The sequence below is a fragment of the Streptomyces sp. NPDC001157 genome (assembly GCF_053598255.1).
Map to the genome: position 1 here is coordinate 277,088 of NZ_JBSFJW010000009.1, position 11,549 is coordinate 288,636.

Here is an 11,549-nt window from a genome sequence, read left to right on the forward strand (position 1 = left end):
ACGGTAGATGTGGCCCGGGCCACAGCAGCAGCCTTGTGAGCGCATGCCGTTCTTTTGCTTGCAACAGCCTGTTGTGCTCGTTTTGCGCGCGCTACAACAGCGGAGCCGAAACACGGGCTTAACGCCCGCCAGGCCTTGACAGAAAGAGGCCCGATGATTGATGTCCTGGTCGTGGACGACGACTTCCGCGTTGCTGAGATCAACGCCAAGTACGTGGGAAAGGTTCCCGGCTTCCGGGTCGCCGCCCGCGCGCACAGCGCTGCCCAGGCGCTGGCCAGCGTGCAGCGCGGGGCCATCGACCTGGTCCTGCTCGACCACTACCTGCCCGACCAGACGGGCCTCGAACTCGTCCACCGCATGCGGGAACAGGGCCTCGGTACGGACGTCATCATGATCACCGCGGCAAGCGACGTGGCGACCGTGCAGGCCGCGATGCGCCTGGGCGCGCTGCACTATCTGGTCAAGCCGTTCACCTTCGCCGCTCTGCGTACCCGCCTCGACTCGTACGCCGCCCTGCGCCGCACCGTCGACCGGGTCGGTGGCCGCGGCATCGCAGGCCAGGAGCAGGTGGACCGGATCTTCGGTGCCCTGCGCACCACGCCGGCGCCGTCGTCACCAGGCCTGCCCAGCGGCCACTCGGAACCGACCACCGACCTGATCTGCCGGGTCCTGCACCACGCCGAACACCCGCTCTCGGCCCACGAGGTGGCCGCGGAGACCGGCCTCAGCCGCTCCACCGCACAGCGCTACCTCCGCCACCTCGAACAGGCCGGCCGCCTCCGCCTCTCCCTCAAGTACGGCGACACAGGGCGCCCGGAACACCGGTACGCGTGGGTGGCGCCGTAGCCCGAAGTCTGAGCTGTGCGCCGAACGCCGGTACGGCAGGTGTACGACGATGATGTGGACGTCCCTCGGCGGTGAGGGCGGCGGCTCCTACGCGGCCCCGGCCCCCGTCAGCGCCCGCACCTCGGTCTCCGCGTGCTTGGCCTCGTCGGGCACCTCGTCGGAGGTGACGGTGCCGAGCCAGCCCGCCAGGAAGCCCATCGGGATCGACACCAGGCCGGGGTTCTGGAGCGGGAAGTACTGGAAGTCGACGGCCGGGAACAGCGATTCGGGACTGCCCGAGACCACGGGCGACAGCACGACAAGGGCGAGTGCGGGGACCAGTCCGCCGTATACGGCCCACACGGCACCGCGGGTGGTGAAGCCGCGCCAGAACAGCGAGTAGAGCAGCACCGGGAGGTTCGCGGATGCGGCGACCGCGAAGGCGAGGCCCACCAGGAAGGCGACGTTGAGGTCCCGGGCCAGCAGGCCCAGGGCGATCGCGACCACGCCGATGCCGACCGAGGCGACGCGCGCCACAGCCACTTCGCTGCGCGGCCTGGCACGGCTGCGCCTCAGGGACGCGTACAGGTCATGTGCCACGGACGCCGAGGAGGCGAGCGTGATTCCGGCGACCACCGCGAGGATGGTGGCGAAGGCGACGGCGGCGACGACCGCGAAGAGAACCGTTCCTCCTGTGGAGTTCGCGCCGCCTCCCAGAGCGAGCGCCAAGAGCGGGACGGCCGTGTTCCCTGCCGCGTTCGACCCACGTACCGCATCCGGCCCTACGATCGCGGCCGCCCCGAAGCCGAGGATGATCGTCATCAGGTAGAAGCCGCCGATGAGCCCGATCGACCAGAGCGCCGAGCACCGCGCCGCCCGGGCCGTGGGCACCGTGTAGAAGCGGGACAGGATGTGCGGCAGCCCTGCCGTGCCCAGCACCAGGGCGAGCCCCAGGCTGATGAAGTCCAAACGGGAGGTCCAGTCCCCGCCGTACTTCAGCCCCGGCGCCAGGAACGCATCGCCGTGACCACTGCGCTCGGCCGCCGTCAGCAGCAGCCGGTCGAAGTCGCCGTGGAACCGCAGCAGGACGAGCACGGTCAAGGCGACCGTACCGGCGAGCAGCAGCACCGCCTTGACGATCTGGATCCAGGTGGTGGCCCGCATCCCTCCCAGCGACACATAGATCACCATGAGCGCGCCGACACCGATGACGGTCCAGGCGCGCGCCGCCGCGCTCGTACCCCCGAGCAGCAGCGCGACCAGGCTGCCCGCCCCCACCATCTGCGCCACCAGATACAGGACGGACACGGTCACCGAGGAAGTACCCGCCGCGATCCGCACGGGCCGCTCGCTCATGCGCGCCGCGACCACGTCGGCGAGCGTGAACCGCCCGCAGTTGCGCACCAGTTCGGCGACGAGGAAGAGGACCAGCAGCCAGGCGACGAGGAAGCCGACCACGTACAGCAGACCGTCGTAGCCGTACAGCGCGATGAGCCCCGTGACGCCCAGGAAGGAAGCGGCCGACATGTAGTCGCCCGCGATGGCAAAACCATTCTCCATGGGCGAGAAAAGACGCCCGCCCGCGTAGAACTCCTCCGCCGAACCCTGCCGGTTGCGGCTCACCCACGTCGTGATCGCCAGCGTGATGGCGACGAACACGCTGAACAGGAACAACGAAAGCGTCTGATGGCCGCCCGTCACAACGCACCACCCCGAAATCCCCGCGCCAACTCCTGAGTGTTCCACCGCAGTTCGAGAGCAGCCCGGTCCCGGCGCAGCCGCGCATGCCGGGCGTAGGCCCACGCGAACAGGAAGGTGCTGAGGAACTGGCCCAGCCCGGCGAGCATCGCCACGTTCAGGGCGCCGGCCACGGGATGCGCCATCAGCCCGGGCGCGGTGGTGGCGGTCACGAGATACGCCACGTACCAGACGAGGAAGACGGCGACTCCCGGCACGACAAACCTGAGGTATCTGCTGCGCACTTCCTGGAACGCCGCGCTGCGCTGCACCTCGAGATACACGTCGGCCGCAGCGGCCGTCTCGTCCCCGCCCGCCCGGCGTGCAGGCCCGGCCTCGGGCACGGGGCTCCCGACGGCGTCCGACTCGCCCCATCCGGAGGCAAGCGCGTCGTACCACGGGTCGTCGTACCTCGCGCCTCCGGAAGCCTCTGCAGGGGACGAGTCGTGATCGCGGTGCCCGGCCGAACCATCGGCACCACCCCCGCCGCCGCGGGGACGGCCGTTGCTTGACTGCATGTCCAAGGATGGACAGAACGGAAAGATCCCCGACTCTGCTTCTCCGCGCTCTTCACCCCATCAGGTGACTCATCCCGCCGGTGGCCGCGCGAGCCCCTTTGCATACGCGTAACGCACCGCTTGGGCACGGTCCTTGAGTCCCGTCTTGGAGAAGAGGTTGTTGATGTGAGTCTTCACGGTTGCGGTGGAGACATGCAGCTTGCGGGCGATCTCCTGGTTGCTGAGGCCTTCGGCGATCAGCAGCAGCACCTCGGTCTCGCGCGCGGTGAGCCCGTCCGGCACCTCGGTCACGGCAGGCGGCTGTGGTTCGGGGCCGGACAACCGCTCCAGCAGCCGCCGTTGGATGCTCGGCGACAGCCCGGCGTCCCCGGACAGCACGCTCTGCACGGCCCGTACGATCTCGTCCCCACCCGCGTCCTTGGTGAGATAGCCCCGCGCCCCCGCCCGCAACGCCGGGAACAGAGACTCGTCGTCCGCGAACGTCGTGAGCACCACGACCTGCGTCCCGGGGTACTCCGCGCGAATGCGCCGGGTCGCCTCCACACCGTCGCAGCGCGGCATGCGCAGGTCCATCAGCACCACGTCCGGGGCCAGTTCCGCCACGAGTTGCACCGCCTCGTCCCCGTCCCCCGCGGCACCGACGACCTCGATCCCGGGCAGCAGGCCCAGCAGCATCACGATGCCCTCACGCACCACGGTCTGGTCGTCCGCGACCACCACGCGCGCAGGCCGCAGCTCCGCCCCTTCCGTCATACGGGCACCTTCAGAGTCACCGCGAACCCCTCCTCGTCCGGTCCGGCCTCCAGCGAACCGCCCAACAGCTCGGCACGCTCGCGCATGCCCAGCAGACCGTACCCGCCGCCCGCCCCGGCGAGTTCGCCCGGCGTACCGCCGGAGTCCCGTACATCCAACGTCACTTGATGGTCGGTGTAGTCCAGCTGCACCCGCACCTTGGCCCCCGGCGCGTGCTTGCGCACGTTCGTCAGGGCTTCCTGCGCGACTCTGCGCACGGCCTGCGACGCCTCTGCGGGCAGCGGCCTGCGCTCACCCGTAATGGTGACCTCGGCACCGGTCGATGCACCGACGAGCTGCGAGAGGAAGTCCTCCAGCGGAGTCAGCTCTCCGCGTAGCGCCGAGAGCGCCTGCCGCGTCTCGTCCAGACCGTCACGGGCCATTCCCCTTGCCGCCACCACCCGCTCCAGGATCTGCTCCCGGCCGGCGCCTCGCTCGATCAGCAGCCGGGCTGCCTCAAGGTGCACGAGTTGGGCCGAGAGGCTGTGCGCCAGCACGTCATGGATCTCCCGTGCGATGCGGGCCCGCTCCGCGAGCGCCGCCGACTCCGCCTCCGCGGCCCGGGCGGCACGCTCCTGGGCGAGCAGGCGCTGGGCGCTGCCCCGAGCTTCGGCGTCGAGGCGCAGGACGTAGCCGGCCAGGGCCAGGCCCGCCGCGGTGGCGGCCGTGGTCAGCCACACGTCGTTGTTGACCGCGGCGTAGGACGCGAGGGCCACGGACGCCGTCGGCCAGGCGACCGCCAGCGGCAGCCGTTCCAGCGCGGTGACGGCGCAGCCGCACCAGAGGACGAGGGCGGGTGCCCGGAAGCCCACGGCCTGGGCCCCGACGGCCAGTGCCAGGAGCAGAAGCATGATGGAGAGGGATGGCCAGAGCCTGTGCTGGAACGTGGTCCGGTACAGGGCCCAGGCGAGCACGCCGGCCACGACCACACCGAGGACGCCCACAACCGTCACCCAGCCGTGGACTCGGCTGCTGTTGAAGGCGCCCCACAGCAGGATGGCGAGGGCGAACAGCCTCACGACCCAGGCGAGCATGCGCCGCGGTCGTGAGATGCCTGCCCGCCCGAGTGCCTCCCGTGAGGGCCAGCGCATCCAGGCATTCTGCGTCACACGCGCTCCTTCCGCGCGGGGCGGACCATGCGGTCACCGTACGCCGTGCCCCCACCGTCCGCGGGAGCCACGGACTGCGCCCGCCAGACCAGGATCCCGGAGCGCACCAGGAGGGTGGCCGCGAGGGCGATGAGCAGGGCGGAGCTGTCCTGGTGGACTCCGAAGGCCGCGCCGAGCGCGAAGAGGCCGACACGCAGGGCGATACCGACGATCCAGACAGTCACGCTCGCCTTGGTGCTCTTGCTCCACACTGTGCCGTCCGACTCCGCCCATATTCGGGTCGTCCAGGCCCATCCGGCCCCCGTGGCAAGGCCGATGAGCAGCTCGGCGCCCAGCAGGACGACCGACTCCGTGCGGTGGTGGACGTCCACGATGCCGGGCTGACGCAGGGCCACGACGGCGAGGATCACCGGCACGAGCCACCAGCGTCTGCCCGCTCCGATCTGCTGCGCGCGGAACTGCCGCACGACCACAAGAACGACGACAGCCGCGATCGCCAGCGCGTTGACGAGCCCGGACATCAGAGCCTCCGTGAGCGAAGAGAGGAGTCGGCAGCGAGTGCTGTCGACGCCTTCGACGCTACGGAAGTTCGCAGGTCAGCAGATCGGAGCAGGGGTGGATCGTGGGTGGATCCGCAAACCGCTGCCGGCTCCACCCAGGGGTGGAGCCGACCCACGACGATCCTGGCTGCCCCCAGCCAGGATCCACCCCGGCCGGGCCGAGCGCAGCGGCTACGCGTCGATGCGCGACCGGTCCAGCGTCGCCGCCGAGCTGGAGATGAACTCCTTGCGCGGTGCCACGTCGTTGCCCATCAGCAGATCGAAGACCGTCTCGGCCGAGTCCAGGTCGGAGAGGTTGATCCGGCGCAGGGTGCGGTGGCGCGGGTCCATGGTCGTCTCGGCCAGCTGGTCGGCGTCCATCTCGCCGAGACCCTTGTAGCGCTGGATGGAGTCCTTGTAGCGGACGCCCTTGCTCTGGAACTCCAGCAGCTTGTCGCGCAGTTCGCGGTCCGAGTACGTGTAGACGTACTTGTCCTGGCCCTTCTTCGGCTGGACGATCTCGATGCGGTGCAGCGGCGGCACCGCGGCGAATACCCGGCCCGCCTCGACCATGGGCCGCATGTACCGGTGGAACAGCGTCAGCAGCAGGGTCCGGATGTGCGAGCCGTCGACGTCGGCGTCGGTCATCATGATGATCTTGCCGTAGCGGGCCGCGTCGATGTCGAACGTCCGGCCCGAGCCGGCTCCTATGACCTGGATGATCGCGCCGCACTCGACGTTCTTGAGCATGTCGGTCACGGACGACTTCTGGACATTGAGGATCTTGCCGCGGATCGGCAGCAGCGCCTGGAACTCGGAGTTCCGCGCGAGCTTGGCGGTGCCGAGCGCGGAGTCTCCCTCGACGATGAACAGCTCGCTGCGGTCCACGTCGTCGCTGCGGCAGTCCGCGAGCTTCGCCGGCAGCGAGGAGGACTCCAGAGCGGTCTTCCTGCGCTGGGCATCCTTGTGCTGGCGGGCCGCGATGCGCGTCCGGGCGGCAGCGACGGCCTTCTCCATGACCACACGGGCCTGCGCGGCGGCGTCCCGCTTCGTGGAGGTCAGGAACGCCTTGAGTTCCTTGGAGATCACGGTGTTCACGATGCGACGGGCCGCCGAGGTGCCGAGGACCTCCTTGGTCTGGCCCTCGAACTGGGGCTCGGCGAGACGGACGGTGACCACCGCGGTGAGACCCTCGAGGGCGTCGTCCTTGACGATGTCGTCCTCGGCGACGCGCAGCAGCTTCTTCGCGCGCAGCACCTCGTTCATGGTCTTGGTGACCGCCTGCTCGAAGCCGGCGACGTGGGTGCCCCCCTTGGGGGTGGCGATGATGTTGACGAACGACTTCAGGGTCGTGTCGTAGCCGGTGCCCCAGCGCATGGCGACGTCGACGCCGAGTTCGCGGGTGACCTCGGTGGGCGTCATCTGGCCGTGGTCGTCCAGGACCGGGACCGTCTCCTTGAAGGTGCCCTGGCCCGAGAAGCGGAGGACGTCGTTGACCGGCTTGTCGCTCGCCAGGTACTCGCAGAACTCGCTGATGCCGCCGTCGAAGCGGAAGGACTCCTCACCCTTGCTGCCGCCCTCGCCGAGCCCGACCTCGTCACGGACGACGATGGTCAGGCCGGGCACCAGGAACGCCGTCTGACGGGCACGCTGGTGGAGGTTCTCAAGGGAGAGCTTGGCGTCCTTGAGGAAGATCTGGCGGTCGGCCCAGTAACGCACGCGCGTGCCGCTGCGGGTCTTGGGGATCCGCTTGGTCTTGCGCAGCCCGCTGGCGGCCTCGAACTTGGCCTCGGAGCCGTTCGCGGCGAAGGCGCCCGGCACACCGCGGCGGAAGCTGATCGCGTGGGTGTGGCCGCCGCGGTCCACCTCGACATCCAGCCGGGCCGACAGGGCGTTCACCACGGAGGCGCCCACACCGTGCAGACCGCCGGAGGCGGCGTAGGAGCCGCCTCCGAACTTGCCGCCGGCGTGCAGCTTGGTCATGACGACCTCGACGCCGGACAGGCCCGTCTTGGGCTCGACGTCGACCGGGATGCCCCGGCCGTTGTCCCGGACCTCCACCGAGCCGTCGTCGTGGAGGATCACCTCGATGTGGTCGCAGTAGCCCCCGAGGGCCTCGTCGACGGAGTTGTCGATGATCTCCCACAGGCAGTGCATCAGACCGCGGCTGTCGGTGGACCCGATGTACATGCCCGGGCGCTTGCGCACGGCCTCGAGCCCCTCGAGGACGAGCAGGTGCCGCGCGGTGTAGTTGGAACCGTCCCGGTCTGCTCCTGCCAGCAGCGCTGTGGACGGCACGGACGTCTCGGCGGTCACGCGGTTCGCTCCTCGCTGAATTTCAGGTGGGGCCCTGGTGGGTAAGGACCCGGCTTCGGTCGCCGTCAAGAGGGTACCGAGGCCTGGTAGAGCCGTTGTAACGCCACCCTCGTCTGGAGTTAAGACTAGTCCAGAGTCGCATACACGTTCGATCCCTCGATGGAGTGAAGTACATATCACGTTCCCTTCCAGGCATGAACCATTTAGGCTCCGGGCACGTCCTCATGAACAACCGGCAAGCCAGCCGGGAGGACCAGACATTGACAGACTGCGCGAACCCGTACGACACACAGACACGCAATACGGCACATTCGCCGCCAACCGGCAGCAGACAGCCGGCCTCGAAAGATTTTTTCGAGGAAAAGCCCGGGGCGGGAACGTTTTAGGGCTGGTTGGATGTTGACCCTGGTACGACAGCTCGTCGAGCTAGAGAAGAGGCGACGTGACTACTGTTCTGACCCCCGCGAGCCCGCTGACGGCCGCCGATCGCTGCGACCGCTGCGGCGCGCAGGCCTACGTGCGCGTTGTCCTGCTCAGCGGCGGAGAACTGCTCTTCTGCGCCCACCACGGCCGCAAGTTCGAGCCGGAACTCAAGAAGATCGCCGCTGAGATACAGGACGAGACGGAGCGGCTGACCTCCGTTCCGGCATCCGCCTCCGAAGAAGAGCGCTGATACCTCGCACATACGACGAGCCAGCTCCGGCACAGGCCGGTACGGGCGGTGCGGCCCCTGCTTCAGGGACCGCGCCGCCCGCGCTCTACCCCGGACGCCGTCCGGGCACCGTCAGTGGGCTCTGCCCCCACTCCGCCGCGCCATCCCGCGTAGGGCCTCGGACACGCGCGTATAGACACCGGGGCTGCCCGCACGACCGCAGCCACTCCCCCAGGACACGAGCCCGATGAGCTTCCCCTGGGCGACAAGAGGCCCACCGCTGTCCCCCTGGCAGGCGTCGTGGCCCCCTCCCGCCTCCCCGGCGCACAACATGCTCTTGGCCTGGTACGTGCCGTCGGCGCTGCCCGGATACGCCTCCTCGCAGCGGGCGTCGGGCAGCACGTGCACGCGTGTCGCCCGCAGACTGTGTGCGTAGTCACCGCCGCCGGTGAGATCGCCCCACCCGGAGACGGTCGCGCTCGTGCCCGGCTTGTACGCAGGATCACCGGCAGCCGCCATCGCGATGACAGACCTGCGCGGCAGCGGTGTGGCGAGGGTGAGCACGGCGAAGTCCTCGGCGTTGCTGTCGCTGTCGAAGGTCGGACTCACCTGGACGTCACGCACCGAGATCTCCCGGCCGCGGTCCGAAAGCAGGTCGGTACGGTTCGCGATGACCTTGAGGTCGTGGACGCGCTCCGGCGGCCCTCCCAGGACGTCCTCACCCATGCAGTGGGCCGCGGTGAGCACGGTCGTACGGCCGATGGCCACACCGCCGCAGAACTGCCCCGCACGCGTACCTCCGAACCGGTCACGGCTGGAGAGCGCCACCGTCCACGGACTCTCTGACACGTCGATCGGGAAACTCCCTATGACAACGCTGTCGGCGGCCACGGGGGCAGTGGAAAGCAACGGTATTGCGGTCGCCGCGGCCACAAGGGCCAGCGGCCGGGCCAGAGCCCGGACAAAGGGACGGCGCATACATGCTCCTCACTCTGGGATGGTCGTGGGAGACCCAGAGTGATCCAGCTCGTCACAGCCCGCACCTGCGCGACAGCACGAGAAGGCCCGGTTCCCCACGCGGGAGAACCGGGCCTTCGGTGTCGTACGACGGCGACCTAGTCGAGGTAGTCGCGCAGCACCTGGGAACGCGACGGGTGGCGCAGCTTCGACATGGTCTTGGACTCGATCTGGCGGATGCGCTCGCGCGTGACGCCGTACACCTTGCCGATCTCGTCGAGGGTCTTCGGCTGACCGTCGGTGAGACCGAAGCGCATCGAGACGACGCCCGCCTCGCGCTCGGACAGGGTGTCCAGGACGGAGTGCAGCTGCTCCTGCAGCAGCGTGAAGCTCACCGCGTCGGCCGGGACGACGGCCTCGGAGTCCTCGATGAGGTCACCGAACTCGCTGTCGCCGTCCTCGCCCAGCGGGGTGTGCAGCGAGATCGGCTCACGGCCGTACTTCTGGACCTCGATGACCTTCTCCGGGGTCATGTCGAGTTCCTTGGCCAGCTCCTCCGGGGTGGGCTCGCGGCCCAGGTCCTGGAGCATCTGGCGCTGCACGCGCGCGAGCTTGTTGATGACCTCGACCATGTGCACCGGGATACGGATGGTGCGGGCCTGGTCGGCCATGGCGCGGGTGATCGCCTGACGGATCCACCAGGTGGCGTACGTGGAGAACTTGTAGCCCTTGGTGTAGTCGAACTTCTCGACCGCGCGGATCAGACCGAGGTTGCCCTCCTGGATGAGGTCCAGGAAGAGCATGCCGCGGCCGGTGTAGCGCTTGGCCAGGGAGACCACCAGGCGGAGGTTGGCCTCCAGGAGGTGGTTCTTGGCGCGGCGGCCGTCCTCGGCGATGATCTCCAGCTCGCGCTTCAGCTTCGGAGCGAGCTTGTCGGCGTTGGCCAGCTTGTCCTCGGCGAACAGGCCCGCCTCGATGCGCTTGGCGAGCTCGACCTCCTGCTCGGCGTTGAGCAGGGGGACCTTGCCGATCTGCTTGAGGTAGTCCTTGACCGGGTCGGCGGTGGCACCGGCCGCGGCGACCTGCTGGGCCGGCGCGTCGTCCTCGTCCTCGTCGGAGAGTACAAAACCTGCGCTCTCGGCGCCCTCGGGCTCGTCGGCACCCTTGGGGGTGTCCTCGAGCACCTCCTCCTCGATGACCTCGGCGTCGTCCTTCTTGGCACCGGTCTTCTTGGCCGCCGTCTTCTTGGCGACGGTCTTCTTCGCGGGCGCCGCCTTCTTGGCGACCGCCTTCTTGGCAGCGACCTGCTTGGCGTCGTCCTCGACGGGTGTGTCGGCGGCTGGCGCCTCGGGGGTGGCGGTGGCGGTGGCCTTCTTGGTGGTCACCGTCTTCGCCGCGACCGTCTTGGTGGCGGTGCGCTTGGCCGGACTCTTCGCTGCGACGCTCTTTCGGGTGCGCTTGGGCTCCGCGGCACTGACCATCAGCGTCACACCCTCTTCCTCGAGGATCTGGTTGAGGCTGCGCAGTACGTTCTTCCACTGAGTGGCCGGAATCTGGTCAGCTTCGAAGGCCCGACGCACATCGTCGCCGGCGATCTGCCCCTCAGCCTTTCCCCGCTCAATCAGAGCCATGACAGAGACGGACTCGGCGATCTCCGGCGGGAGCGTACGGGATGTGCTGGCCGACACGAACAACCTCTCGGAACGTTGGAAAACGGCTTCCGGCCCCGTCCAGGACGGACAGGAGCCGACCGCCGGCTTGGGGATTGGGCCGACGGCGCGGGCGGGACCGGGAAGATGCACAGCGCCGCAAACGGCGTCCGTATTCCCTCCTCGGCTGTCACCTCTTAGGTCATCGCGCTGTTTCCCCGAGTGTTACGCCCAATCTGCGTGGTCCGAATCACACCCTGTAACCACCTAAAAGCGGTCAGACAGGGACATACCGGGGCGCCTGTAGGTGAGACAGGGGCTTTCCCAAGGCTCCCGCGACCCGTGGCGCCGTCGGACCCCGCAGGATCCCGGTGCCGCTCTTGCCGAGCATGCCGACCGCGGCTGCGGTGTCCTGCAGCGAGACGCCGAGGGCGTTGGCGACCGGCCCGGCGTAC

10 protein-coding genes are annotated in these 11,549 nt (G+C 69.0%); 2 read left to right on the plus strand and 8 right to left on the minus strand.

The features are described from left to right. The first annotated feature begins 153 nt into the window (after nt 1-153). Nucleotides 154-846 (plus strand): response regulator, encoded by a 693-nt coding sequence (locus ACWDAG_RS19580; RefSeq protein WP_450696840.1) that lies wholly within the window; start codon nt 154-156, stop codon nt 844-846. A gap of 87 nt (nt 847-933) precedes the next feature. Here the strand turns inward: ACWDAG_RS19580 and ACWDAG_RS19585 are convergent, their stop codons facing one another. The 6 genes from ACWDAG_RS19585 to ACWDAG_RS19610 all read right to left on the minus strand — a co-directional run bounded on the left by ACWDAG_RS19585 (nt 934) and on the right by ACWDAG_RS19610 (nt 7,836). Then, nucleotides 934-2,526, minus strand: a complete 1,593-nt coding sequence (locus tag ACWDAG_RS19585; RefSeq protein ID WP_450696841.1) for a solute symporter family protein — start codon at nt 2,524-2,526, stop codon at nt 934-936. Then, nucleotides 2,523-3,080 (minus strand): DUF485 domain-containing protein, encoded by a 558-nt coding sequence (locus ACWDAG_RS19590; protein WP_450696842.1) that lies wholly within the window; start codon nt 3,078-3,080, stop codon nt 2,523-2,525. Before ACWDAG_RS19590 ends, ACWDAG_RS19585 begins: the two co-directional genes overlap by 4 nt. 69 nt (nt 3,081-3,149) lie before the next feature. After that, nucleotides 3,150-3,833 carry a response regulator transcription factor gene (locus ACWDAG_RS19595; protein WP_450696843.1) on the minus strand — a complete coding sequence of 228 codons (684 nt, stop codon included), beginning with the start codon at nt 3,831-3,833 and terminating at the stop codon, nt 3,150-3,152. Next, nucleotides 3,830-4,981, minus strand: coding sequence for a sensor histidine kinase (locus tag ACWDAG_RS19600; RefSeq protein WP_450696844.1), 1,152 nt, complete (start codon nt 4,979-4,981; stop codon nt 3,830-3,832). The genes ACWDAG_RS19595 and ACWDAG_RS19600 overlap by 4 nt, the downstream gene beginning before the upstream one ends. Continuing rightward, on the minus strand, nt 4,978-5,502 hold the full coding sequence (locus tag ACWDAG_RS19605) for a DUF1453 domain-containing protein (RefSeq protein ID WP_450696845.1): 525 nt from the start codon (nt 5,500-5,502) through the stop codon (nt 4,978-4,980). The genes ACWDAG_RS19600 and ACWDAG_RS19605 overlap by 4 nt, the downstream gene beginning before the upstream one ends. A gap of 210 nt (nt 5,503-5,712) precedes the next feature. Continuing rightward, on the minus strand, nt 5,713-7,836 hold the full coding sequence (locus ACWDAG_RS19610) for a DNA gyrase/topoisomerase IV subunit B (protein WP_450696846.1): 2,124 nt from the start codon (nt 7,834-7,836) through the stop codon (nt 5,713-5,715). 442 nt (nt 7,837-8,278) lie between these two features. On the opposite strand from ACWDAG_RS19610, the gene ACWDAG_RS19615 reads away from it, so the two are divergent. Then, a complete protein-coding gene (locus tag ACWDAG_RS19615) occupies nt 8,279-8,509 on the plus strand; it encodes a DUF7455 domain-containing protein (protein WP_030945102.1) in 231 nt (76 codons plus the stop codon). Nucleotides 8,510-8,620: 111 nt separating this feature from the next. Here the strand turns inward: ACWDAG_RS19615 and ACWDAG_RS19620 are convergent, their stop codons facing one another. Continuing rightward, nucleotides 8,621-9,466 (minus strand): S1 family peptidase, encoded by an 846-nt coding sequence (locus ACWDAG_RS19620; RefSeq protein WP_450696847.1) that lies wholly within the window; start codon nt 9,464-9,466, stop codon nt 8,621-8,623. Nucleotides 9,467-9,603: 137 nt separating this feature from the next. Further along, the gene (locus tag ACWDAG_RS19625; RefSeq protein WP_450696848.1) at nt 9,604-11,133 is read right to left on the minus strand and encodes an RNA polymerase sigma factor; all 1,530 of its coding nucleotides are present in this window, start codon (nt 11,131-11,133) and stop codon (nt 9,604-9,606) included. Nucleotides 11,134-11,549 lie beyond the last annotated feature (416 nt).

Coding starts and splice junctions, on each gene's coding strand:
- ACWDAG_RS19595 (WP_450696843.1), bottom strand. CDS start 3,833: ATGACGGAAGGGGCGGAGCTGCGGCCTGCGCGCGTGGTGGTCGCGGAC.
- ACWDAG_RS19605 (WP_450696845.1), bottom strand. CDS start 5,502: ATGTCCGGGCTCGTCAACGCGCTGGCGATCGCGGCTGTCGTCGTTCTT.
- ACWDAG_RS19590 (WP_450696842.1), bottom strand. CDS start 3,080: ATGCAGTCAAGCAACGGCCGTCCCCGCGGCGGCGGGGGTGGTGCCGAT.
- ACWDAG_RS19620 (WP_450696847.1), bottom strand. CDS start 9,466: ATGCGCCGTCCCTTTGTCCGGGCTCTGGCCCGGCCGCTGGCCCTTGTG.
- ACWDAG_RS19580 (WP_450696840.1), top strand. CDS start 154: ATGATTGATGTCCTGGTCGTGGACGACGACTTCCGCGTTGCTGAGATC.